A 22,301-nucleotide genomic window follows, 5' to 3' on the forward strand; every position below is an offset into this window, starting at 1 on the left:
CTGCCGGGCCTCGGCACGCCGGAGCTACGTTCCTCCCGCGACCTGTCATGTCACGTTCAGCGACATGCCGGACGTCTGAGAATGTCATGCTCATGACCGCGCCTCGCCGCCGCTACGCGTGTCACGTGCCTGCCAATCCAGAGCGAGAACCCCACTTCCCCATGGAGGCAGTTCCCCATGCGTGTGTCACGCACCGGCGGACGGAGACGGAGTCTGCCCAGACTCCTCGCCGTCGCCCTCCCCGCCCTCGCCCTCTCCGTCGCCGGATTCAGCGCGGCCCCCGCGGCCTCGGCCGGACCCGCCACCCCGGCCGCGTCCCACGCCACCTCGCCCACCACCCAGAACCACAAGGCGCTGACCGACCCGGACCGGCAGACCTTCCACCCCACCGGCAAGGCCGGCCAGAAGGTCCCCACCACCCATCTGTGCGCCACCGCGCACCCCGGCCAGGCGTCCTGCTTCGCCCAGCGCCGCACCGACATCAAGCAGCGGCTCGCCTCCGCGGTCGCCGCCGCCACCCCCTCCGGCCTCTCCCCGGCCAACGTGCACAGCGCCTACAGCCTGCCCTCCACCGGCGGTTCCGGCATGACGGTCGCCGTGGTCGACGCATACAACGACCCCAACGCCGAGGCCGACCTGGGCACGTACCGCTCCACCTACGGCCTGTCCGCCTGCACCAAGGCCAACGGCTGCTTCAAGCAGGTCAGCCAGACCGGCTCCACCACCTCGCTGCCCACCAACGACACGGGCTGGGCGGGTGAGGAGGCGCTGGACATCGACATGGTCAGCGCGGTCTGCCCCAACTGCAAGATCATCCTGGTCGAGGCCAACTCCGCGAACGACACCGACCTCGGCATCGCCGAGAACGAGGCCGTCTCCCTCGGCGCCAAGTTCGTCTCCAACAGTTGGGGCGGCGGCGAGGCGTCCGGCCAGACCACCGAGGACACCCAGTACTTCAAGCACCCGGGCGTCGCCATCACCGTCTCCTCCGGTGACTCCGCCTACGGCGCCGAGTACCCGGCGACCTCGCAGTACGTGACCGCCGTCGGCGGCACCGCGCTCACCACCGCGTCCAACTCCCGCGGCTGGAGCGAGTCCGTCTGGCACACCAGCTCCACCGAGGGCACCGGCTCCGGCTGCTCCGCCTACGACCCGAAGCCCACCTGGCAGACCGACACCGGCTGCGCCAAGCGCATGGAGGCCGACGTCTCCGCCGTCGCCGACCCGGCCACCGGCGTCGCCGTCTACGACACCTACGGCGGCTCCGGCTGGGCGGTCTACGGCGGCACCAGCGCCTCCGCCCCGATCATCGCCGGTGTCTACGCCCTCGCGGGCACCCCGGGCGCCACGGACTACCCGGCGCAGTACCCCTACAGCCACACCGCGAACCTCAACGACGTGACCAGCGGCAGCAACGGCTCCTGCTCCACCTCGTACTTCTGCACCGCGCGGGCCGGTTACGACGGCCCGACCGGCTGGGGCACCCCCAACGGCACGGCCGCCTTCACCTCCGGCGGCGGGGGTGGCGGTACCTGCACCTCGGCGCAGCTCCTCGGCAACCCCGGCTTCGAGTCCGGCAGCACCACCTGGACCGCCAGCAGCGGGGTCATCAACAACGACGCCGGCGAGGCCGCGCACACCGGTTCCTACAAGGCGTGGCTCGACGGCTACGGCTCCAGCCACACCGACACGCTCTCCCAGTCGGTGACCATCCCCGCCGGCTGCAGGGCCAGCTTCACCTTCTACCTGCACATCGACACCGCCGAGACGGGCAGCACCGCGTACGACAAGCTGACCGTGACCGCCGGTTCGACCACCCTGGCGACGTACTCGAACGTCAACGCCGCCTCCGGGTACGCGCAGAAGACCTTCGACCTGTCGTCCTTCGCGGGCCAGACGGTCACCGTGAAGTTCAGCGGCGTGGAGGACTCCTCCCAGCAGACCAGCTTCGTCGTGGACGACACCGCCGTCACCACGAGCTGAACCGCACCAGCACCCCGTCCCGCGCGCGGAAGCCGTCCGCGCGCGGGACGCGCGCGTTCCCCGGGAGCCGATCGCGTCGGTGGCACGTCACATCACCAGCGGTGCCGAACGGCACCGGCCACCACGGAGAGGCGGACCCCATGCGCCGTACGACGTCCCGCGCCCTCGGGGCGACGGCCCTGCTCCTGCTGCTCGCGGGCTGCGGGGGCGAGTCCACGCCCTCGGCCTCGGCCAGGCCGTCCGCCGTCCCCTCGCGCTCCGGCGGCTGCGCGGACCAGGTGCGGCTCACCTCCGCCGCCGCCGGGAAGACGGTGTGTCTCAAGCGGGGCGGCGAGCTGCGGCTCACCCTCGACGGCACCGAGAACCGCCCGTGGGAGCCGGTCCGGGCGGGCGGCCACGCGCTGACCGCGATCAACGCCGGGATCGTCCTCCAGCCCGGCGACGCCACCGCCGCCTACCGTGCCGCCGGCACCGGCACCGTCCACCTGACCTCCAGCCGCCCGCTGTGCGCCCGGCCCACCACACCGGGCGGGGTCTCCTGCAAGGGCATCCAGGAGTTCCGCGTCACCGTGCGGATCGGCTAGCCACCGGGAGGGAGCGCGTTCGCCGGGCACTCTCCGGCAGGTTCCGCAAGGGTGACGGACACGGCCGCGTCTCTCCGCCTAGCGCGCCAGGTGGCGCACCCGGTCCCACAGGGCCGGGTCGGCCTCACCCACCCGGTGCCGGAGATCCCCCACGGGTACCTCGTGCAGCTCTCCGGGGTCGAGAAAGCGGGGCCCCTCGCCGAGGACGCCGCCCGGCAGCGGGATCAGTCCGGGCCGCTCCTCCTCCGGGCGGCCGGTGATCCGGGCGACCGTGGCGTGCCCGTCGCGCACCGCCAGCACCAGACAGGGCAGCGGCTCGGCCCACCAGATGTCACCGGCGCGCGGACGGCCCGTCAACTCCCCTGCGGCAGGCGGGCGTCGGCGCCCACGACGCTGCCGGTGCCCCCGCCCCCAGCCGTCCACCAGCGTGGCGACCAGGGCCAGCAGGAGCACCGCCACCAGCGCGAGCCACCAGGTCGTGTCCATGCGGAGGACGTTACCGGCGCCCGCCGCCCGCCGCGCGCCCTCGCTCATCCCCGTGCGCCCCCGGTCCAGCCGAACCGGTGACAGCACAGGTGAGTTCGCCCACAACGGCCCCTGGCGAAGGAGCGACCCGCGCTTTCGCGCCTTACGCTCGACGAACCGCACAACCATGCCCTGCTGCTTCCCGACCCGCTTCTGCCCACGGAGGTTTCCGCTCCATGAAGCTCACCGTCGTCGGCTGCTCGGGGTCGTTCCCGTCCGCGGAATCGGCCTGTTCGAGCTACCTCGTCGAGGCCGACGGCTTCCGGCTGCTTCTCGACATGGGCAACGGCGCCCTCGGCGAATTGCAGCGCCACATCGGTCTGTACGACCTCGACGCGATCTTCCTCAGCCATCTGCACGCCGATCACTGCATCGACATGTGCGCGTACTTCGTGGCGCGCTACTACCGGCACGAAGGCGGCCGCTGCGAGCCGATCCCGGTCTACGGCCCCGAGGGCACCGAGCACCGGCTGACCACGGCGTACGCCGACACGCCGTCCGCGTCCTCCATGAGCGAGGTCTTCGACTTCCACACGGTCAAGCCGTCCACCTTCGAGCTCGGCCCCTTCACCGTGCACACCGAGCGGGTGCGGCACCCGGTGGAGGCGTACGCGATCCGGATCGAGCACGGGGGCAAGTCCCTGACGTACTCGGGGGACACCGGGGTCAGCGAGGCGCTGGACGAGCTGGCGCGGGACGCCGACCTGTTCCTGTGCGAGGCGGCGTTCACGCACGGCAAGGAGAACATCCCCGACCTGCACCTCAACGGCCGCGAGGCCGGGGAGACCGCCACCCGCGCGGGCGCCCGCATGCTGGTCCTCACCCACATCCCCCCGTGGACCGACCCCGAGGTCAACCTGGCCCACGCCCGCGAGACCTTCACCGGCAGGGTGGAGCTGGCGGTGCCCCGCATGACGTACGAGCTGTAGGCCCCGGGCACGACGAAGGCCCCGGAACCCGAGTGGGTTCCGGGGCCTTGCGCGTGCCTGGGCCGGGTTACTTGGCCTCGGCCTTCTGGAGTTCGGCCAGCTCCTCGTCGGACTCGCGGCCCGGCGTGGGGAGGTTCCACTTGGTGATGGCGAAGCGGAAGACCACGTAGTAGACGACCGCGAAGCACAGGCCGACCAGGATGAGACCCAAGGGGTTCGACGCGATGCCCCAGTTCAGGCCGAAGTCGATCAAGCCGGCCGAGAAGCCGAAGCCGTCCCGCATGCCCAGTGCCCAGGTCAGCGCCAGGGAGACACCGGTGAGCACCGCGTGGATCGCGTACAGCACCGGGGCGATGAACATGAAGGTGAACTCGATCGGCTCGGTGATGCCGGTGAGGAACGAGGTCAGCGCGAGGGAGAACATCATGCCGCCGACGACCTTGCGGCGCTCGGGGCGGGCGCAGTGCACGATCGCGAGGCAGGCGGCAGGGAGGCCGAACATCATGATCGGGAAGAAGCCGGTCATGAACTGGCCCGCGGTCGGGTCACCGGCCAGGAAGCGCGCGATGTCGCCGCTCTTGCCGTGGTACTCGCCCGCCTGGAACCACGGGAAGGAGTTCAGCAGGTGGTGCATGCCGATCGGGATGAGCGCGCGGTTGAGGACACCGAAGATGCCCGCGCCGACGGCACCCGAACCGACCAGCCACTCGCTGAAGCTGTGCAGACCGGCGCCGAGGACCGGCCAGACGTAGCCCATGACGATGCCGATGACCAGGCCCGCGAGGGCGGACAGGATCGGTACCAGGCGGCGGCCGCCGAAGAAGCCGGCCCAGTCGGGCAGCTTGGTGCGGTAGAAGCGCTGGTAGAGCAGTGCGACGACGAGGCCCATCACGACGCCGCCGAGCACCCCGGCGTTCACCGGCCCGTCGACCAGGACTGCCTTGCCGTCGGCGATCGTCGCGACCTGCTTCGCGTTCTCGTCGGTGAACGTGGCCAGGACGTTCTTGAAGACCAGGTAGCCGACGACCGCGGCGAGCGCGGTGGAGCCGTCCGACTTCTTGGCGAAGCCGATGGCGATGCCCACCGCGAACAGCAGCGGCATGTTGTCCAGGATCGCGTTGCCGCCCGCCGCCATGAAGGAGGCGATCTTGGTCAGGAAGTCGGGGAAAGAGGGCCTCCCCAGCATGTCACCAGTGCCGAGCCGCACCAGGAGGGCGGCGGCGGGGAGCACCGCGACCGGCAGCATCAGGCTGCGGCCGATCCGCTGGAGGACGCCCATCACCTTGGCGCCCCTCTTCTTCTCGGCCGGGGGCGCGGCGCTGGCCGTGGTCACAACTTCCTCCAGATGGGCAGGGCGCCGCCCTGGGACCATGGAAGGGGACGGCAGCGTCTGTGGTCTACACCACTTGTGGTGTAGACCTGTTGTAGCACGATGGCACGGATATAAGGAACCCGTGAAATAGCGACCGTGGGGCTACACGGAGTGCAGGACGTGTCGAGCCGGGAGGCGGTTTGGTGGGGTTCCCCTTGGTGGTGTAGACCAGTCTTCGGACGGTTCTCGTTCGGACCAGTTCGGACCAGGGAGAAGGAACATGGCCACCAAGGCTGAGAAGATCGTCGCCGGGCTCGGCGGCATCGACAACATCGACGAGGTCGAGGGCTGCATCACCCGCCTGCGTACCGAGGTCCACGACGCTTCGCTCGTCGACGAGGCCGCCCTGAAGGCCGCCGGCGCCCACGGCGTCGTGAAGATGGGCACCGCGATCCAGGTCGTCATCGGCACCGACGCCGACCCGATCGCCGCGGAGATCGAAGACATGATGTGAGCCTTCCGCTCACCGGCACGAGGGGCTTCTTCCCATGGGGGAGGAGCCCCTCGTGTCACTCCCGATAGGCTCAGCCGCATGTCTCGCATCGACGGCCGCACCCCCGAACAGCTCCGCCCCGTCACCATCGAACGCGGCTGGAGCAAGCACGCCGAGGGCTCCGTCCTCGTCTCCTTCGGCGACACCAAGGTGTTCTGCACCGCCAGCGTCACCGAAGGCGTCCCCCGCTGGCGCAAGGGCAGCGGTGAGGGCTGGGTCACCGCCGAGTACTCCATGCTGCCCCGTTCCACCAACACCCGCGGCGACCGCGAGTCGGTCCGGGGCCGGATCGGCGGGCGCACGCACGAGATCTCCCGCCTCATCGGCCGCTCGCTGCGCGCCGTCATCGACTACAAGGCGCTCGGCGAGAACACCATCGTCCTGGACTGCGACGTCCTCCAGGCCGACGGCGGCACCCGCACCGCCGCCATCACCGGCGCCTACGTCGCCCTGGCCGACGCCGTCGCCTGGGCGCAGCGCAAGAAGCTGGTCAAGGCCAACCGGCAGCCGCTCACCGGCACGGTCGGCGCCGTCTCGGTCGGCATCGTCGACGGCGTCCCGTTGCTCGACCTCTGCTACGAGGAAGACGTGCGCGCCGAGACCGACATGAACGTGGTCTGCACCGGCGACGGCCGCTTCGTCGAGATCCAGGGCACCGCCGAGGCCGAGCCCTTCGCTCGCGAGGAGCTGAACGCCCTGCTCGACCTGGGTGTGGCCGGCTGCGCCGAACTCACCGAGTTCCAGCGGGCCGCCCTCGCGCTGACCCTGCCCGAATAGCACCAGGCGGGTAAAGGGCACCCCAAAAAACCCGAGCGCCCCCAGGCAACCCCGCCCCGGCGGACGGCGTCTTGGACGGTACGGGCGCGCGGCTCGATCCCGCGCGCCCGGCCAGCCGTACCTGGGGAGGGACATCGCATGGCCGCCGGCCGCCGACGCCGTACCACCGCCATCGCCGCACTCGCGGCCGCCGCGCTCACCATGGGCCTCACCACCGGCTGCGACGCCGTGAACAAGGCCCTGGACTGTGTGCAGACCGCCGACTCCATCGCGGACAGCGTCACCGACCTCCAGCAGGCCGTGGAGAACGCCGCCAACGACCCCTCGCAGGCCGACGCCTCGCTCGACTCCATAGAGACGAACCTGGACCGGATCGGCGACCGCACGGACGACGCCGACGTCAACAAGGCGGTGGACGACCTGAATTCGGCCGTCTCGAACGTCCGGACCGCCATCAGGAACGGCGACAGCACCCCGGACGTGCGCCCGGTCACGGACGCGGCAGGCGAGCTCACCAAGGTCTGCACGCCGTAGCGGTCAGCGCCCGTCGCGGCGGCCCCGGCGCAGTTCCTGCCGGGCCTCGCGGCGGTCCAGGCGCTCCTGACGGCGCAGCTCCTTCAGCCGTTGCCGCTCGGCCCGGGTGAGCTTGCGCTCCACGCCGACCCCGCCCCAGAACGCGAACCCGCTGATGATCACGCGCGGCGCCCCCGGGTCGCCGGGCTCGTCCCGGTCCGGGTGCTCGAAGCCGCCCATGATGCCGATGCCACGCACCACGACCTCGACACCCGGCGGCACGATCACCTCCAGACCGCCCATCACGGCCACGCAGTTGATCTCGACCTCGCGGTCCGCGAAGAACGCCTCGCGCAGGTCGATCTCGCCGCCGCCCATGAACGCGAAGCAGGTGAACTTCTTCGGCATCGTCCAGCGCCCCTTGCGCTGGAACCCGGACAGCACCGCCACCGCCCCGGTCGAGGTGCCCTCGCCGCCGACGATCCGGGACGCCCAACTCCCGTCGTCCACCGGTCGCTTGGTGAAGGACACCGGGGGAGCGGCGGCCGGGGTGGCCGGGAGGTCGCTGGTCAGCGGGGCCAGCTCGCCGTAGGTGCGGGCCTGGTACGCCGACTCCAGCCGCTCCTCGAACTCCGCCATGTCCAGGCGGCCTTCGGCCAGGCCGTCGCGGAGGATCTCGACGACCCGCTCCCGGTCGGCGTCGGAGGCGCGGAGGTCCGGGACGGGACCTGGGGAACGGCGGTCCGGAGCAGCGTCGTCGGTCATGACAGCAGACTACGAGACGGCCTTCTCCGCGTACATCTTGGCGATGACCGCCTCGATGTCGGGTTCGCGGACGGAGAGGTCCACCAGCGGGTACGCGGCCGCGAGGTGGGCCACCAGGGGCGCCGCCGACTGCCCGGCCGGGAACGCCAGCCACTGCCGGGGCCCCTCCACGCGCACCACCCGCGCCGAGGGCACCTCGACCGGCGGCAGCTCCCGCTCAAGGTCCACCACCAGCGTCCGCTCACCCTCCCCGGCCGCGTGCAGCCCGGTCAGCGAACCGTCGTACACCAGGCGGCCGTGGTCGATCACCATCACCCGCGAGCACAACTGCTCGATGTCCGTCAGGTCGTGGGTGGTGAGGAGGACGGTGGTGCCGCGCTCGGCGTTCAGCTCCTTCAGGAAGCCGCGCACCTTGGCCTTGGAGACGACGTCCAGGCCGATCGTCGGCTCGTCCAGGTACAGCACCTCCGGGTCGTGCAGCAGGGCCGCCGCGATGTCGCCGCGCATCCGCTGGCCGAGCGAGAGCTGCCGTACCGGCACGTCCAACAGGTCGCCCAGCTCCAGCAGTTCGACACAGCGGGCCAGGTTCTCCCGGTACCGGCCGTCCGGAATCCGGTACATGCGGTGCGCCAGGCGGTAGGAGTCGATCAGCGGCAGGTCCCACCACAGGGTCGTCCGCTGCCCGAACACCACCCCGATCCGGGACGCCAGCCGGGTCCGCTCCCGCGAGGGGTCGATCCCGGCCACCCGCAGCCGGCCCGAGGTCGGGGTGAGGATGCCGGTCAGCATCTTGATCGTGGTCGACTTGCCCGCGCCGTTCGGCCCGATGTAGCCGACCATCTCGCCGCGCGCCACGGTGAACGAGATCGAGTCCACCGCCCGCACCTCGCGCCGCTCCCGCTTGAGGAACCCCGTCTTCCTGCGCACCTCGAAGACCTTCCCGACCTTCTCCAGCGCGATGAACTCCTCGCCGTCCGCCATCAGTTCAGCTCCCCGTGCTCCGGTACGAACGCAGTCCCGCCCGCCAGGCCAGCCCGGCGAGCGCACAGCAGGCCAGCGCCACCAGCGGGGAGACGAACGCCGTCCACCCCGGCAGCCCCAGCGGATAGGGGCGCCCCAGCACATAGGCCGCGGGCACCCAGTTGACGAAGGCCAGCGGCAGCACGAAGGTCACCCCGCGCACCAGCTCCTCGGTGAACACCGCGGGCGGGTACTGGAGGAGGGTCGTACCGCCGTAGGTGAAGGCGTTCTGCACCTCCGAGGCGTCCTGCGCCAGGAACTGGAAGGCCGCGCCCGCCACGAACACCGCGCAGAAGATCCCGCAACCGCCCGCCACCATCACCGGCATCAGCAGCAGCTTCAACGGCGTCCAGTCCACGTCCAGCCGGCTCAGCGACCAGCCCAGCACCAGCGCCCCCTGCGTCACCCGGCCGAGCCTCCTGAGCGCGAACCGGTCCGCCGCGACCTGCGCCAGCACCGGCGCCGGGCGCACCAGCAGGGTGTCCAGCGTGCCGTCCCGCACCCGGCGCCCGAGCCGGTCCATCGACCCGATCAGCAGGTCGGCCAGTCCGAAGGCCACTCCGGACAGGCCGTAGAGGAAGGCCACCTCGGGCAGCGACCAGCCCGCCAGGGAGTCCACGCGGGAGAACATCAGCATGATCGCGACGAAGTCGAAGAAGGTCGCCGCGAAGTTGCCGAGGGTGGTCATCACGAACGACGCCCGGTACGCCATCGTGGAGCGCACCCACATCCCGGCGATCAGCCCGTACGCCCGCACACCCTCCCGGACCCGGCCGTACTCAGCCACCCTGGACCACCACCCGACGGGTCGCCGCCGACTGGAGGAGGCGCCCCGCGCCCAGCAGGGCCACCGCCCACCCGGCCTGGAACAGCCAGACGCCCAGCGGGTCCGCCCGGCCCAGCAGCACGTCCGCCGGGGCCTGGAGCAGCGCCGACCAGGGCAGCGCCCGGACCACCTCGCCGAGCGTGCCCGGGAAGACGTTCAGCGGCAGCAGCATCCCCGAGCAGAAATACCCCGCCAGCCAGGCGATCCGGGTGACGCCCGAGCCGTCCAGCAGCCAGAACGCGCTCAGCGCCAGCAGGTACCGGATGCCGAAGCCGACCAGCATCGCCAGGGCCAGCGTGACCAGCAGCGCCATCCAGGTGCCGGCGTCCGAGGGCAGGTAGGCGGGGAAGCAGAGCATCCCGAAGAGGAAGGGCAGCACCCCCCGCCCCAGCAACTGGAAGGAGGCCCGGCCCAGGTCGGCCGCGAGCCACCACAGTTGGAGATCGGCGGGCCGGTACAGGTCCACCGCGACGTCACCCGTACGGATGCGCTCCATCAGCTCTTCCTCGACGCCCCCGCCACCGATCGCCAGCGTGGACAGCAGGGCCTGTCCGAGCCACACGTAGGTCACGGCCTGCGCCTGGTCATATCCGCCCAAGTGCGGGCGGGCGTCCCACAGGGCACGGTAGGTGCAGACGATGATCAGACCGAAGACGGTATTGGTGAACACCCCTGCCGCCGTGGCCGCGCGGTAGGTCGCGTACCGTCTGAATCCCCCTGCCGCGACGGCCACGTACAACCGTCCAGCGCCCACGCCGGTCCACCTCCTCGGACTGCTCGACACCGAAGCGCAGGAGCCTAGCCCCGGCCCCCGCGAACGGCCACGCGTTTTCCGTGACCGAAGCGTGCCGGAATCCGGGAACGGTTCACCAGGTGCGAGAGTCTTCAACCAGGGGGCGCAGAAGGCGTACGAGGCGTACGGGAACGTACGACGAAACAGGAGTCCGTGCACGACATGAGCGACGAGCCGCAGCCGCAGCAGCCGAACGAGGGCGGGGCGCCGGAAGAACCTCAGCCGGCTGAGGGGCCCGCAGCAGCGGAACCGCAGGCGAAACCGGTGAAGAGTCCGGCCGACCGCGCGCCGGCGAAGGCCGAGCCGGAGAGCGCCCCCGCGCGCGACTCCGCGACCCCGAACGGCCCCCGGGCGACGGGATCTTCGGCGACGGGATCTTCGGCGACGGGCGGTAAGCCCGGGGCGGAGAAGCCGGGCGAGGGTGCCGAGGGCGCCAGGAGTGCTCCGGCGGCGAAGGAGTCCGGGCAGGCTTCCGCCGTGCCCGCGCAGTCCGGCGCCAAGGAGACCCCGCCCGCCAAGACCCCGGCGGCGAAGGCCCCGGCGGCCAAGAGCCCGGCGGCGGACACCCCGCCCGCCGAGAGCACCCAGGTGCTGCGCCGGGTCAGCGCCCCGGCCGGGTCCGCGAAGCCCCGTACCGGTGGCGCCAAGCCGGAGCAGGCGCCCGAGAGCACCCAGGTGCTCCGGCGCGTCAAGGCCGACCAGCCGCCGCCCGCCGAGAGCACGCAGGTGCTCCGCCGGGTCAACGCGCCCCGGTCCGGCGACACCCCCAAGCCCGACACCGCCAAGCCCGGCGCCGACGCGCCCAAGCCCCCCGCGGCTCCGGCCGCCGCAGCCGCCGCGGCCGGAGCCACCAGCGTCCTGCCCCGCACCCCGTCCGAGCCCACCGCGACCTCACAGGCGAGCGGGAACGGCAGCGACGGCGGCGAAGGCGGCGGCACCGGTGACGGCGGGGGCAAGAAGCCCAAGCGCCCCAAGCGCACCGGCTGGCGGCGGATCTTCCCGACCTGGCGGATGGTGCTCGGCACGCTCGTGCTGGGCGTGCTCGTGATCATCGGGCTGCTGTTCCTCGGCTACTCGATGGTGCAGATCCCGGCCGCCAACGCCCTGGCCACCAAGCAGGCCACCGTCTACCTGTACGCCGACGGCTCCCAGCTCGCCCGTGACGGCGAGGTCAACCGCGAGAACGTCGGCCTCGCCCAGATCGCCAAGCCCGCCCAGCACGCCATCCTGGCCGCCGAGGACCGCGACTTCTACACCGAGTCCGCCGTCGACCCCAAGGCGATGCTCCGCGCGGGCTGGAACACCGCCCTCGGCAAGGGCAAGCAGTCCGGGTCCACCATCACCCAGCAGTACGTGAAGAACTACTACCTGGCCCAGGAACAGACGGTCACCCGCAAGGCCAAGGAGTTCTTCATCTCGATCAAGCTGGACCGGGAGAAGTCGAAGAACGAGATCCTCGAGGGCTACCTCAACACCAGCTACTTCGGCCGCAACGCCTACGGCATCCAGGCCGCCGCCCAGGCGTACTACGGGCGCGACGCGATCGACCTCGACCCGGCCCGCGCCGCCTACCTCGCCGCGCTGGTCAACGCGCCCAGCGAGTACGACGTCGTCGCCCACCCCGAGAACAAGCCGGCCGCGCTCGCCCGCTGGAACTACGTCCTGGACGGCATGGTCGCCCAGGGCTGGCTGAGCCAGTCCGACCGCACCGGGATGAAGTTCCCGATGCCGAAGGAGCAGACCGTCTCCACCGGCATGTCCGGTCAGCGCGGCTACCTGGTCGAGGCCGTCAGGGAGTACCTGATCGGGCACGACATCCTCACCAAGGACCAGCTCGCCGCGGGTGGTTACCGGATCACGACCACCATCCAGAAGCCCAAGCAGGACGCCTTCGTGAAGGCCGTCGACGACCAGCTCATCTCCAAGCTGGACAAGAAGAACCGCAAGGCCGACACCTACGTCCGCGCGGGCGGCGCCTCGATCGACCCGAAGACCGGCAAGATCGTCGCGATGTACGGCGGCATCGACTACGTGAAGCAGTACACCAACGGCGCGACCCGGGGCGACTACCAGGTCGGCTCGACCTTCAAGCCGTTCGTGTTCACCTCGGCCGTGCAGAACTCCTCCAGCACGCAGGACGGCCAGCGCATCACGCCCAACGCGTACTACGACGGCACCAACATGCGTCCCGTGCAGGGCTGGTCCGGCGGCCGGTACGCGCCGGAGAACGAGGACCAGAAGTCGTACGGCCAGATCACCGTCCGCAAGGCCACCGACCTGTCCGTCAACGCGGTGTACGCGCAGATGGCCGCCGACGTCACCGGCGACAAGGTCAAGGAGACCGCGGTCGACCTCGGCATCCCGGCCGACACCCCCGACCTCTACCCGTCCCCGTCCATCGCGCTGGGCACCGCCACCGCCAGCGTGCTGGAGATGACCGAGGCGTACGCCACCCTGGCCAACCACGGCCGGCACGGCACGTACACGATCATCGAGAAGATCAGCAAGGACAACGTGCCGGTCGACCTGCCCGGCCGCCGGACCAAGCAGGCCGTCACCCGCGAGGCCGCCGACACCACCACCTCGGTGCTGAAGAGCGTGGTCGAGGGCGGCACCGCCACGGCCGCGCAGGCCGCCGGCCGTCCGGCCGCGGGCAAGACCGGCACCGCCGAGGAGGACACCGCCGCCTGGTTCGCGGGCTACACCCCCGACCTCGCCACGGTGGTCTCCGTGATGGGCCAGGACCCGGTCACCGCCAAGCACAAGCCGCTGTACGGAGCCCTCGGCGTGGCCCGGATGAACGGTGGCGGTCCGCCCACCGAGATCTGGGCGCAGTACACGCGGGACGCGCTGCGCGGCAAGCCCGCCGCGGGCTTCGACCTGGAACTGCAGGCGGGCGCCGACGTGGTCGCGCCCAGCACCCGGCCCTCGACCTCGCCCGGTACCGACGCGGGCCAGGACAACGGCGGTACCACCGGCACCCCGAGCCAGGGCACCACGCCCACCGACGGCGGCCAGGGCAACGGCGGCGCCACCGGCACCCCCAGCCAGGGCACCACCCCGGTCGACCCGACCACCACGGGCGGCGGTGACACCACCACCGACGGCGGCGCCGGCGGCGGTCCGGCCACCACCAACGGCGGGGGCACCGACGGGGGCGCCACCGGCGGCGGTCCCGGCGGCCAGCCCGGCACGGGCGGCACGGGCGGCGGCGCCGACCCCGGCACGACCGGTCTGCCCGGGGGCTTCGTCGCCCCGCAGACGGCCCGGCGCCAGTAGGAGCGGATGAACACGGGAAGGGGCTGACGACCACGGTCGTCAGCCCCTTCTCACATGTTCCGGCGGCGGCTCAGAGATACAGCCCGGTGGAGTCCTCCGACCCCTCGAACCGGTCCGCGGCCACCGCGTGCAGGTCCCGCTCCCGCATCAGCACGTACGCCACGCCCCGGACCTCGACCTCGGCCAGGTCCTCCGGGTCGAACAGGACCCGGTCGCCTGGCTCCACGGTCCGGACGTTCTGTCCGACCGCGACGACCGCGGCCCAGGCCAGCCGGCGTCCGACCGCCGCGGTCGCGGGGATCAGGATGCCGCCGCCCGAACGGCGCTCGCCCTCACCGGTCTCCTGCCGCACGAGGACCCGGTCGTGCAGCATCCGGATGGGCAGCTTGTCGTGGTGGGGGGTGCTCTGCTCGTCTCTGTTGGCGCTCACGCCCCCGAACCTACCTGCCCGCGTGGCGCGGACACGCCTCCGGGTCGCCACGGCTCCCCGCCGCGGCGACCCGGTCGTACAAGTCGTCCCCTACTAGCGCCGGCGGCGGTGCCTGCGCTTGCGCGACCCCGCGACGATCAGCCCGACCGTCCCGGCCACGATCAGCGCGGCGGGGACGACGCGCTCCATCCGGGGGGCGCCGTCGTCGTCCACGAACTGGTCCCGCACCTCGGTCATCACTCGATTGACCTGCACGTACGCCCGTCCGAAGACACGGTCGACGCCGGCGACGGCCTTCGCCTTGGCATCCCCGACGATCGTCTTCGGGTGCACCCGCACCCCGATCTCGTCGAGCGTCTCGGCCAGCACTTCACGACGGCGCTTGATGTCCGCCTCGATCTGCGCCGGTGTTCTGGTGTCCGACGTCTCCGCCACCGTACGGCCTCCGAAATCTCCTGATGCTGTTCCGAACAGTCTGTCAGCTCTTCACCACACCGCACGGCAGGGGCACCCGGTTAGGCTTTGCGGATGAGCGAGCGACTTGAGCCTGGGGACGTTGCCCCCGCCTTCACCCTGCCCGACGCCGACGGGAACGAGGTGTCCCTGTCGGACCACAAGGGCCGCAAGACCATCGTGTACTTCTACCCCGCGGCGCTTACCCCCGGCTGCACCAAGCAGGCGTGCGACTTCACCGACAACCTCGCCCTGCTGGCCGGTGCCGGATACGACGTCATCGGCATCTCGCCCGACAAGCCGGAGAAGCTCGCCAAGTTCCGTGAGCAGGAGGACCTGAAGGTCACCCTCCTCGCCGACCCGGACAAGAAGGTCCTGGAGGCGTACGGCGCCTTCGGCGAGAAGAAGCTCTACGGCAAGACCGTCACCGGCGTCATCCGCTCCACGGTCGTCGTGGACGCGGACGGCAAGGTCGAGCGCGCCCTGTACAACGTCAAGGCCACCGGCCACGTGGCGAAGATCATCAAGGATCTGGGCATCTGACCCCACGGGGCCCCGCCCCACCGCCCGACGGCCCGCACCGAGGTGACCCGGCGCGGGCCGTTCGCGTTTTCCGGGCGTGACTGTCCGATAACCGGTTCGTTACTCCATCCGGGCGGCGAACACGCGGCCGGAACGGAGGGGGCTCGATGGGGGCCAGTACGTACACCAGGGAGCGGCTGGAAGAGGCGGCTCGGGGGGAGCGGAATCTTTCGGAGGCGCTGGAGAGGCTGGGGGTGGATCCGAAGAGTTCGACGCGGCGCTATGTGTGGGGACGGATGAAGATGCTGGGCGTGGACACGTCGCACTTCGAGCGGGAGGGGGTGAAGTGGACACGGGAGATTCTCGAGACAGCGGTCGCCGCGTCGACGAACACGTGCGAGGTCCTTCGTCATCTCGGGCTGGACGTCGTCGGCGGGCACCACACGCACATCAGCCGACGGATCAAGGCGTACGGGATCGACACCTCGCACTTTCGGGTACCGACCCAGCGTGGCAAAGCCTGGCAGCCGCGGACACCGGAGGGACTGCTCGTCGAGCAGCTGACCGGCCGGGAGCGGCGAATTCCAGGTGATCGGCTCAAGGGGGCGCTCATCGCGATGGGCCGACGAGAGCGATGTGCCCAGTGCGGTGTCGAGCCGGTGTGGAGAGGACGCCCGCTGCCGCTGGAGGTCGATCACATCGACGGAAACTGGCGCGACAACCGACCGGAGAACCTGCGGTTCCTGTGCCCCAACTGCCACTCCACAACCGACAGCTACCGGGGACGCGGCAAGGGGCGAGGCGGGGACGGTGTCGCATGAGCGGCGGCGCGCGGTACACCAGGGACCGGCTGGCTGAAGCGGCCGCGCGGTGTGCCGACATCGATGAGGTCATCGCCTACTTCGGCACCACACCGTACGGGCAACTCCGGCGTCATCTCTTCCGGCGCTTCGATCACTTCGGGATCGACGTCTCCCACATGCCTCGGGGCAAGCGAGCGAGCGTCGCACATGTCAGACCAGCCGCCGACGTGCTGCGCGAGGCGGTCGCGGGATCGACCTCTGTCGCGGACACGCTTCGCGTGCTGGGCCTGGAGCCCTACAACAACAGAGCACGCACCATGCTCCGCCGCTGGGTGGCGGAGGACGGCCTCGACACCTCCCACTTCCTCGGGCAGGCGCACCAGCGAGGCGGTTCGGGCACCGTGCCACTCCGGCGCGCCTCGGACATCCTGATCCAGCACGACGGCAGTCGTCGGACGAGAACCCGTCTGCTGCGCCGGGCGCTCCTGGAGGTGGGCGAGCCCGACGTCTGCGCGGACTGCGGGGTCGGCCCCGTGTGGCTGGGCAGACCCATGACCCTGGAGGTCGACCACATCAACGGCGACTGGAGCGACGACCGGCGCGAGAACCTGCGGTTCCTGTGTCCCAACTGCCATGCCGTCACGAGCACGTGGTGCCGAGGGGGCAGTCGACACTCCCCTCGGATATCCGGGACGTGACCGGTACCATGACCATGCACGCGGCCGTGTCGTAACTGGCAGCCGAGCAGCGCTTAGAACGCTGTGGGCGAAAGCCCGTGTGGGTTCGAGTCCCACCGGCCGCACGTGACCGAGGGGCCGCCGACGGGCGGCCCCTCACTCGTGTGTTCAGCCCAACAACTCCCGCACCACCGGCACCAGCGCCCGGAACGCCTTCCCCCGGTGGCTGATCGCGTTCTTCTCCGCGGCGCTCAGCTCCGCGCACGTCCGCGTCTCGCCCTCCGGCTGGAGGATCGGGTCGTAGCCGAAGCCGTTCGTGCCCTCGGGGGCGTGGCGCAGGACGCCGCGCAGCTGTCCCTCCACCACCCGCTCGGTGCCGTCCGGCAGCGCCAGCGCGGCCGCGCAGGCGAAGTGGGCGCCCCGGTGCTCGTCCGCGATGTCGGAGAGCTGGGCGAGCAGCAGGTCGAGGTTGGCGGTGTCGTCGCCGTGCCGGCCGGCCCAGCGGGCGGAGAAGATGCCGGGGGCGCCGTTCAGCACGTCGACGCAGAGCCCGGAGTCGTCGGCGACAGCCGGAAGCCCGGTCGCCCGCGCCAGCGCGTGCGCCTTCAGCAGGGCGTTCTCCGCGAAGGTGACGCCGGTCTCCTTGACGTCCGGGATCTCGGGGAAGGCGTCGGCACCGATCAGCTCGTGCGGCAGTCCGGCGTCGGCCAGGATGGCCCTCAGCTCGGTGATCTTTCCGGCGTTACGGGTGGCGAGGATCAAGCGGGTCATGGGGGCCAGTATCCCCGGCCCCCTTCCGCGAGTCCGCCAGGGGTTACAGCTCCGCCTGTCCGGCGCCCTTGAGGAGCGACAGGTTCAGGGTCTCGGCCATCGTGTGGAAGCCGAGGTCGCTGGGGTGGAGATGGTCCCCGGAGTCGTACTGGCGGAGCATCCGGTGCGGGTCGCGGGGGTCCTTCAGGGCGAGGTCGAAGTCGACCACCGCGTCGTACACCCCGCCGGCCCGGATCTCCGCGTTGACCTCCTGGCGCATCCGCTCCAGCGCCGGGGTCCAGGTCCGGTGGCCGCCGAAGGGCGTCAGGGTGGCGCCGACGACCTTCAGGCCGCGGGCGTGCGCCTGGCGGACCAAGGTGCGCAGCCCGTCGGTGATCCTCTTGCCGTCGGCGGCCGAGCGGGAGTGCGTGACGTCGTTGATGCCGAGGTCGATGACGACGACCTTGACGTTGGGCCGGGACAGCGCGTCACGGCCGAAGCGGGACAGCCCGCTCGGGTTCTCGGCGGGCCGGCCCAGGCCGTTCGCCAGCACCTGGTTGCCGGTGATGCCCTCGTTGACGACGGAGTAGCGCGGCACGTCCGCCCCGCTCGCGGCGGCCGAGCGCAGCCGCGAGGCCAGCACGTCCGGCCAGCGGCGGTTCTCGCCCATGGTCGAGGTGATGCCGTCGGTTATGGAGTCGCCGAACGCCACGACCGTGCCGTCCGCCTCGTTGCTGAGCACGTCCAGCGCGGTCAGGTAACGCCAGTACGCGCTCCGCTCGGAGTACGGGATGCCCGTCGCCTCCTCGGTGCGGTCACCGGGAGCCACGAACGAGATCTGCCGCGCGTGCGGGTGGATGGTGACCGGCCCGGAGGGCGTGGGGGAGTACGTGGTGACCAGGACGTCCTGGTCGTGCGGTACGACGATCCGTACCGCGTCGCTGACGGCCTGACCGCCGGCCGGGATGGTGACGGCGTAGGCGCCGTCGAACGTCAGGCGCCGCATCGTTTCCGCACGGGCGGCCGCGGTGCCCCGGCCCGCCGAGAGGGCCACCGAGGCGTGAGTGATGGTCAGCGGCGCCTGCCCGTACAGGTTGGACAGGGTGACGCGGGCGCTCGTACCGCCGGTGTTCGCGTGCACGACGTTGCGCACCGACCGGCCCGCCAGGCCGGTGGCCTCGGTGCCGGGCTCGGCGCCGACGGGCGAGGCGGCCCAGGAGCCGACCCAGGTGCCCGCGGAGGCGGGTGCGGCGGACGAGCCGTGGGGGCGCCGGCCCGTGGCCGAGGACCCCGAGGTGCTGTCGCCGGCCGCCGACCTGATGAGGACGGTGACGGAAAGGGCGACGACGAGTGCGACGAACGCACTGAGCAGGGCATAACCGTGGCGCTTGGTCACGCTGGCGTTGTTCTCCTCGGGAGACGGGAAGCCGGACGATCAATACACCATGATGCGGCATATGGGGGAACGGAGTTGACGGGCACCCCGGTCGACGGGACCTGCCCCGACCCCCCTCAAGTCTGACGCCGGGCACTACCGGTCCGTTCCGTAAGTCGACGGGAAGGGACAATGTGTGTGCGGGATCACCGATCGGGCGGAGCGAGATGGAACGCGCGCAAACGGAAGAGGCGGAGCCGGGGCGCACCCCCCGGCCGAGGGCTGCCGGACGGGCCGGTTCCTACCGGACCATGACCGCCTTCACGGCGGCCGACGAGGAGCGGCAGCGCGGCGTACGGCGCATGAAGCTCACGGCGGCCGGACTGCTGCTGTTCGTCGCCGTGGTGTACGTCCTGGCCACCTGGGCCGGGCACTCGGGGGCGGGCCCCTGGACGGGCTATGTGGCGGCGGCCGCCGAGGCGGGGATGGTGGGCGCGCTCGCGGACTGGTTCGCGGTCACCGCGCTGTTCCGGCACCCGCTGGGCCTGCCCATCCCGCACACCGCGATCATCCCCACCAAGAAGGACCAGCTCGGCGTCTCCCTGGGCGAGTTCGTCGGGGAGAACTTCCTCTCCGAGGACGTCGTACGGCAGCGGCTCTCCGCCGTCGGCATCGGCAGCAGGCTCGGTGCCTGGCTGGCCGAACCGGAGAACGCCGACCGGGTCACCGCCGAGCTGGCCACCGCGCTGCGCGGCGCGCTGACCGTGCTGCGTGACTCGGACGTGCAGGCGGTGGTGGGGGAGGCGATCACCCGGCGGGCCGACGCGCGGGAGATCGGTCCGGCCGTGGGCAAGCTGCTGGACCGGATCGTGGCCGACGGCGGCCACCGGCGCGTGGTCGACCTGGTGGTGGGCCGTGCCCACGAGTGGCTGGAGCGGCACCGGGACGACGTGATGGTGGCCATCGAGGGTGGCGCGCCCGGCTGGACCCCGCGCTTCGTGGACCGCAAGGTCGGCGACCGCGTCTACAAGGAACTGCTGCGCTTCGTCACCGAGATGCAGGAGATGCCCTCGCATCCCGCGCGGGCCGCCCTGGACCGCTTCCTCACCGACTTCGCCTCCGACCTCCAGTCCGACACCGAGACGCGGGCGCGGGTGGAGCGGCTGAAGAGCGAGGTGCTGGCGCGGGATGAGGTGCAGGACCTGATCGCGTCCGCCTGGACCGCCGTCCGGGCGATGATCGTCGCGGCGGCGGAGGACGAGCACAGCGAGCTGCGCCTGCGGGTGCGGGCCGGGCTGCTCTCGCTCGGGCGGCGGCTGGCGACCGAGCCGAAGATGCAGGGCAAGGTCGACCGCTGGATCGAGGGCGCGGCCGTCCACGTGGTGACGACCTACCGCAACGAGATCACCTCCCTGATCACCGAGACGGTGGCGGGCTGGGACGCGGAGCACACCACCCGCAAGATCGAGGCGCACATCGGGCGCGACCTCCAGTTCATCCGGATCAACGGCACGGTGGTGGGTTCGCTGGCCGGCCTGGTGATCTACACCGTGTCGCGGGCGCTGGGCGGCTGAACGGCGCGTCCTGCCGGGTGAGCCTGCCCGGCGGCCCGGTCTGATCCGGCGCGGTGCGGGCACCCGTAACTCGTCCTTCGACGAAGAGGGGTGCCGATGAGCGAGGGGTGCCGATGAGCACGGGAGCAGTGACGCCGCCGCGAGGAGGCGGTTCGACCACCACCGACATCCCGGCCCGGCTGGACCGGCTGCCCTGGTCCCGCTGGCACTGGACGATCGTGGTCGGGCTGGGCACGGTGTGGATTCTCGACGGCCTGGAGGTCACGGTCGTCGGCAACATCGCGGGCCGGCTCTCCGAGCCCGGCAGCGGGCTGTCCATCAGTTCCGGGCAGGTCACCGGCACCGCGGCCGCGCTGTACGTGGCCGGTGCGTGTGTCGGGGCCCTGTTCTGGGGGCGCCTGACGGACCATTTCGGGCGCCGCAAGCTGTTCATGATCACGCTGGCGGTGTATCTCGCGGCGACCGCGCTGACCTCGCTGTCGACGGAGGCGTGGTGGTTCTTCCTGTTCCGCTTCCTGACCGGCTTCGGCATCGGCGGGGAGTACGCGGCCATCAACTCCGCGATCGACGAGCTGATCCCGGCCGCCTATCGCGGCCGGGTCGACCTGATGATCAACGGCAGCTTCTGGCTGGGCGCGGTGGGCGGTTCCCTGCTGTCCATCCTGGCGCTGGACACCGCCTTCCTGCCGGAGAACATCGGCTGGCGGCTGACCTTCGCCCTCGGCGCGGTCCTGGCGCTGGTGATCCTGCTGGTACGACGGCACGTACCGGAGAGCCCGCGCTGGCTGCTGATCCACGGCCGGGACCAGGAGGCGGAGGAGATCGTCTCCGGGATCGAGCGGAAGATCGAGGAGCAGCGGGGTGAGCCGCTGCCCGCGCCGGAGGGCCGGCTGGAGATCCACCGGCGGGGCAGCGTGACGTTCCGGGAGATCGCCCGCACCGTCTTCGGCCGCTACCGCCGGCGCGCGGTGCTCGGCTTCTCCCTCTTCATCGGCCAGGCGTTCCTCTACAACGCCATCACCTTCGGCTTCGGCGCCATCCTCACCCGCTTCTTCGACGTCCCGGCCGACCGGACGGGCTACTACTTCGCGGTCATCGCGGTCGGCAACTTCTTCGGTCCGCTGCTGCTGGGGAAGCTGTTCGACACGGTGGGGCGGCGAGTGATGATCTCCTCGACGTACCTGCTGTCCGGCGTTCTGCTGTTCGCCACGGCGTGGCTCTTCGACCGGGGCGCGCTGAGTGCGACCACCCTGACGGCGTGCTGGTGCGCGGTCCTGTTCTTCGCCTCGGCGGGGGCGTCGAGTGCGTATCTGACGGTCTCGGAGATCTTCCCGATGGAGACGCGGGCGATGTCGATCGCCTTCTTCTACGCGCTGGGGACCGCGGCGGGCGGCATCAGCGGCCCGCTCATCTTCGCGGACCTCACGGGCACCGGCCGGGTGGGGGACACGGTGCTGGCCTTCCAGATCGGCGCGGCGCTGATGTGCGTGGCGGGTCTGGTGGCGGCGGTGCTGGCGGTACGGGCGGAGGGTCGGTCCCTGGAGGACGTGGCCACGCCGCTGTCGTCTTCCGCGCCTTCGGGGGCGGGGGAGAAGGGGGTGGGGGTGGGGTAGGGGACCTGAGTCTTCAGCAGCCGGGGCCGTCCGCGTTTCTGCCGGGCGGCCCCGGCCGCTTGAGCCGGGCGGTCGGCCGGCCGAGCGCTTCAGCCCCGACGGTCGGCGGGGGCCGAGCGGGTGACCGCATCGGCTCCGAGGTGCTCAGCCCTGATGGTCAGCCAGGGGCCAGGTGACAAGAGCGACGGCACTGGCCACGCGGTGTTCGGCCCCGCTGGGCGGCCAGGGCCGAACAGGCGAGGGCG

General features: G+C 71.4%; 22 protein-coding genes and 1 tRNA gene. 13 read left to right on the plus strand and 10 right to left on the minus strand.

Going from position 1 to position 22,301, the window contains the following annotated elements; genetic code table 11:
• Positions 1-177: 177 nt before the first annotated feature.
• Together OG448_RS19220 and OG448_RS19225 are read left to right on the plus strand one after the other, a co-directional pair.
• Positions 178-1,983 carry a hypothetical protein gene (locus tag OG448_RS19220; RefSeq protein ID WP_405555391.1) on the plus strand — a complete coding sequence of 602 codons (1,806 nt, stop codon included), beginning with the start codon at positions 178-180 and terminating at the stop codon, positions 1,981-1,983.
• Between the two features lie 140 nt (positions 1,984-2,123).
• Complete coding sequence (locus tag OG448_RS19225) at positions 2,124-2,567, plus strand: hypothetical protein (RefSeq protein ID WP_405555393.1); 444 nt, start codon at positions 2,124-2,126, stop codon at positions 2,565-2,567.
• 78 nt (positions 2,568-2,645) lie between these two features.
• Here the strand turns inward: OG448_RS19225 and OG448_RS19230 are convergent, their stop codons facing one another.
• Complete coding sequence (locus OG448_RS19230; RefSeq protein WP_405555395.1) at positions 2,646-3,053, minus strand: type II toxin-antitoxin system PemK/MazF family toxin; 408 nt, start codon at positions 3,051-3,053, stop codon at positions 2,646-2,648.
• A 215-nt stretch (positions 3,054-3,268) separates the two neighbouring features.
• Between OG448_RS19230 and OG448_RS19235 the strand changes: the two genes are divergently transcribed.
• Positions 3,269-4,021, plus strand: a complete 753-nt coding sequence (locus OG448_RS19235; protein ID WP_405555397.1) for an MBL fold metallo-hydrolase — start codon at positions 3,269-3,271, stop codon at positions 4,019-4,021.
• Positions 4,022-4,088: 67 nt separating this feature from the next.
• Here the strand turns inward: OG448_RS19235 and OG448_RS19240 are convergent, their stop codons facing one another.
• Entirely contained in the window at positions 4,089-5,354 is a 1,266-nt protein-coding gene (locus tag OG448_RS19240; protein WP_405555399.1) for a PTS transporter subunit EIIC, read from the minus strand.
• 259 nt (positions 5,355-5,613) lie between these two features.
• On the opposite strand from OG448_RS19240, the gene OG448_RS19245 reads away from it, so the two are divergent.
• The 3 genes from OG448_RS19245 (at position 5,614) to OG448_RS19255 (ending at position 7,197) form a co-directional block, all read left to right on the plus strand.
• Positions 5,614-5,847: a glucose PTS transporter subunit EIIB gene (locus tag OG448_RS19245; protein WP_030810845.1), complete on the plus strand. Its 234-nt coding sequence runs from the start codon at positions 5,614-5,616 to the stop codon at positions 5,845-5,847.
• A gap of 78 nt (positions 5,848-5,925) precedes the next feature.
• Positions 5,926-6,663 (plus strand): ribonuclease PH, encoded by a 738-nt coding sequence (rph, locus tag OG448_RS19250; protein WP_405555401.1) that lies wholly within the window; start codon positions 5,926-5,928, stop codon positions 6,661-6,663.
• Between the two features lie 138 nt (positions 6,664-6,801).
• The gene (locus OG448_RS19255; protein ID WP_405555403.1) at positions 6,802-7,197 is read left to right on the plus strand and encodes a hypothetical protein; all 396 of its coding nucleotides are present in this window, start codon (positions 6,802-6,804) and stop codon (positions 7,195-7,197) included.
• A 3-nt stretch (positions 7,198-7,200) separates the two neighbouring features.
• On the opposite strand, the gene OG448_RS19260 is transcribed toward OG448_RS19255, so the two are convergent.
• From OG448_RS19260 to OG448_RS19275, 4 genes are read right to left on the minus strand one after another with little or no spacing between them, the layout of a single operon-like run.
• Complete coding sequence (locus OG448_RS19260) at positions 7,201-7,941, minus strand: DUF1707 domain-containing protein (protein WP_405555405.1); 741 nt, start codon at positions 7,939-7,941, stop codon at positions 7,201-7,203.
• A gap of 9 nt (positions 7,942-7,950) precedes the next feature.
• Complete coding sequence (locus OG448_RS19265) at positions 7,951-8,922, minus strand: ATP-binding cassette domain-containing protein (protein ID WP_405555407.1); 972 nt, start codon at positions 8,920-8,922, stop codon at positions 7,951-7,953.
• A 4-nt stretch (positions 8,923-8,926) separates the two neighbouring features.
• A complete protein-coding gene (locus OG448_RS19270; protein ID WP_405558853.1) occupies positions 8,927-9,691 on the minus strand; it encodes an ABC transporter permease in 765 nt (254 codons plus the stop codon).
• Between the two features lie 49 nt (positions 9,692-9,740).
• Positions 9,741-10,541 (minus strand): ABC transporter permease, encoded by an 801-nt coding sequence (locus OG448_RS19275; RefSeq protein WP_405555409.1) that lies wholly within the window; start codon positions 10,539-10,541, stop codon positions 9,741-9,743.
• Between the two features lie 627 nt (positions 10,542-11,168).
• Here OG448_RS19275 and OG448_RS19280 point away from each other — a divergent pair.
• Positions 11,169-13,859 (plus strand): transglycosylase domain-containing protein, encoded by a 2,691-nt coding sequence (locus OG448_RS19280; protein WP_405558855.1) that lies wholly within the window; start codon positions 11,169-11,171, stop codon positions 13,857-13,859.
• A gap of 70 nt (positions 13,860-13,929) precedes the next feature.
• Here the strand turns inward: OG448_RS19280 and OG448_RS19285 are convergent, their stop codons facing one another.
• Both OG448_RS19285 and OG448_RS19290 read right to left on the minus strand, forming a co-directional pair.
• On the minus strand, positions 13,930-14,232 hold the full coding sequence (locus OG448_RS19285) for a co-chaperone GroES (protein WP_135788791.1): 303 nt from the start codon (positions 14,230-14,232) through the stop codon (positions 13,930-13,932).
• Between the two features lie 150 nt (positions 14,233-14,382).
• Positions 14,383-14,724 (minus strand): DUF3618 domain-containing protein, encoded by a 342-nt coding sequence (locus OG448_RS19290; protein ID WP_405555411.1) that lies wholly within the window; start codon positions 14,722-14,724, stop codon positions 14,383-14,385.
• 93 nt (positions 14,725-14,817) lie between these two features.
• Here OG448_RS19290 and bcp point away from each other — a divergent pair, with 93 nt between their 5' ends.
• The 4 genes from bcp to OG448_RS19310 all read left to right on the plus strand — a co-directional run bounded on the left by bcp (position 14,818) and on the right by OG448_RS19310 (position 16,869).
• Entirely contained in the window at positions 14,818-15,285 is a 468-nt protein-coding gene (bcp, locus tag OG448_RS19295) for a thioredoxin-dependent thiol peroxidase (protein ID WP_405555413.1), read from the plus strand.
• Between the two features lie 146 nt (positions 15,286-15,431).
• On the plus strand, positions 15,432-16,085 hold the full coding sequence (locus tag OG448_RS19300) for an HNH endonuclease signature motif containing protein (RefSeq protein WP_405555415.1): 654 nt from the start codon (positions 15,432-15,434) through the stop codon (positions 16,083-16,085).
• Positions 16,082-16,765, plus strand: a complete 684-nt coding sequence (locus OG448_RS19305) for an HNH endonuclease (protein WP_405555417.1) — start codon at positions 16,082-16,084, stop codon at positions 16,763-16,765. The genes OG448_RS19300 and OG448_RS19305 overlap by 4 nt, the downstream gene beginning before the upstream one ends.
• A 20-nt stretch (positions 16,766-16,785) precedes the next feature.
• Positions 16,786-16,869 (plus strand) — tRNA-Leu (locus OG448_RS19310).
• A gap of 43 nt (positions 16,870-16,912) precedes the next feature.
• Here the strand turns inward: OG448_RS19310 and rdgB are convergent.
• A complete protein-coding gene (gene rdgB / locus OG448_RS19315) occupies positions 16,913-17,515 on the minus strand; it encodes an RdgB/HAM1 family non-canonical purine NTP pyrophosphatase (RefSeq protein ID WP_405555419.1) in 603 nt (200 codons plus the stop codon).
• Positions 17,516-17,558: 43 nt separating this feature from the next.
• Positions 17,559-18,890: an SGNH/GDSL hydrolase family protein gene (locus tag OG448_RS19320; protein ID WP_405555421.1), complete on the minus strand. Its 1,332-nt coding sequence runs from the start codon at positions 18,888-18,890 to the stop codon at positions 17,559-17,561.
• Positions 18,891-19,096: 206 nt separating this feature from the next.
• Between OG448_RS19320 and OG448_RS19325 the strand changes: the two genes are divergently transcribed.
• Both OG448_RS19325 and OG448_RS19330 read left to right on the plus strand, forming a co-directional pair.
• Positions 19,097-20,443, plus strand: a complete 1,347-nt coding sequence (locus tag OG448_RS19325) for a DUF445 domain-containing protein (RefSeq protein WP_405555422.1) — start codon at positions 19,097-19,099, stop codon at positions 20,441-20,443.
• A gap of 113 nt (positions 20,444-20,556) precedes the next feature.
• The gene (locus OG448_RS19330; protein ID WP_405555424.1) at positions 20,557-22,056 is read left to right on the plus strand and encodes an MFS transporter; all 1,500 of its coding nucleotides are present in this window, start codon (positions 20,557-20,559) and stop codon (positions 22,054-22,056) included.
• Positions 22,057-22,301: the final 245 nt, after the last annotated feature.

The sequence above is a fragment of the Streptomyces sp. NBC_01171 genome (assembly GCF_045039805.1).
Classification (GTDB): domain Bacteria; phylum Actinomycetota; class Actinomycetes; order Streptomycetales; family Streptomycetaceae; genus Streptomyces.

Bases quoted from the DNA above. Each gene is read 5' to 3' on its own strand.
- OG448_RS19305 (WP_405555417.1), top strand. From the start codon at position 16,082: ATGAGCGGCGGCGCGCGGTACACCAGGGACCGGCTGGCTGAAGCGGCC.
- OG448_RS19300 (WP_405555415.1), top strand. From the start codon at position 15,432: ATGGGGGCCAGTACGTACACCAGGGAGCGGCTGGAAGAGGCGGCTCGG.
- OG448_RS19245 (WP_030810845.1), top strand. From the start codon at position 5,614: ATGGCCACCAAGGCTGAGAAGATCGTCGCCGGGCTCGGCGGCATCGAC.
- OG448_RS19255 (WP_405555403.1), top strand. From the start codon at position 6,802: ATGGCCGCCGGCCGCCGACGCCGTACCACCGCCATCGCCGCACTCGCG.
- OG448_RS19260 (WP_405555405.1), bottom strand. From the start codon at position 7,941: ATGACCGACGACGCTGCTCCGGACCGCCGTTCCCCAGGTCCCGTCCCG.
- OG448_RS19270 (WP_405558853.1), bottom strand. From the start codon at position 9,691: ATGTGGGTGCGCTCCACGATGGCGTACCGGGCGTCGTTCGTGATGACC.
- OG448_RS19220 (WP_405555391.1), top strand. From the start codon at position 178: ATGCGTGTGTCACGCACCGGCGGACGGAGACGGAGTCTGCCCAGACTC.
- OG448_RS19225 (WP_405555393.1), top strand. From the start codon at position 2,124: ATGCGCCGTACGACGTCCCGCGCCCTCGGGGCGACGGCCCTGCTCCTG.
- OG448_RS19265 (WP_405555407.1), bottom strand. From the start codon at position 8,922: ATGGCGGACGGCGAGGAGTTCATCGCGCTGGAGAAGGTCGGGAAGGTC.
- rdgB (WP_405555419.1), bottom strand. From the start codon at position 17,515: ATGACCCGCTTGATCCTCGCCACCCGTAACGCCGGAAAGATCACCGAG.
- OG448_RS19330 (WP_405555424.1), top strand. From the start codon at position 20,557: ATGAGCACGGGAGCAGTGACGCCGCCGCGAGGAGGCGGTTCGACCACC.
- OG448_RS19230 (WP_405555395.1), bottom strand. From the start codon at position 3,053: ATGGACACGACCTGGTGGCTCGCGCTGGTGGCGGTGCTCCTGCTGGCC.
- rph (WP_405555401.1), top strand. From the start codon at position 5,926: ATGTCTCGCATCGACGGCCGCACCCCCGAACAGCTCCGCCCCGTCACC.
- OG448_RS19285 (WP_135788791.1), bottom strand. From the start codon at position 14,232: ATGCTGCACGACCGGGTCCTCGTGCGGCAGGAGACCGGTGAGGGCGAG.
- OG448_RS19235 (WP_405555397.1), top strand. From the start codon at position 3,269: ATGAAGCTCACCGTCGTCGGCTGCTCGGGGTCGTTCCCGTCCGCGGAA.
- OG448_RS19325 (WP_405555422.1), top strand. From the start codon at position 19,097: ATGGAACGCGCGCAAACGGAAGAGGCGGAGCCGGGGCGCACCCCCCGG.
- bcp (WP_405555413.1), top strand. From the start codon at position 14,818: ATGAGCGAGCGACTTGAGCCTGGGGACGTTGCCCCCGCCTTCACCCTG.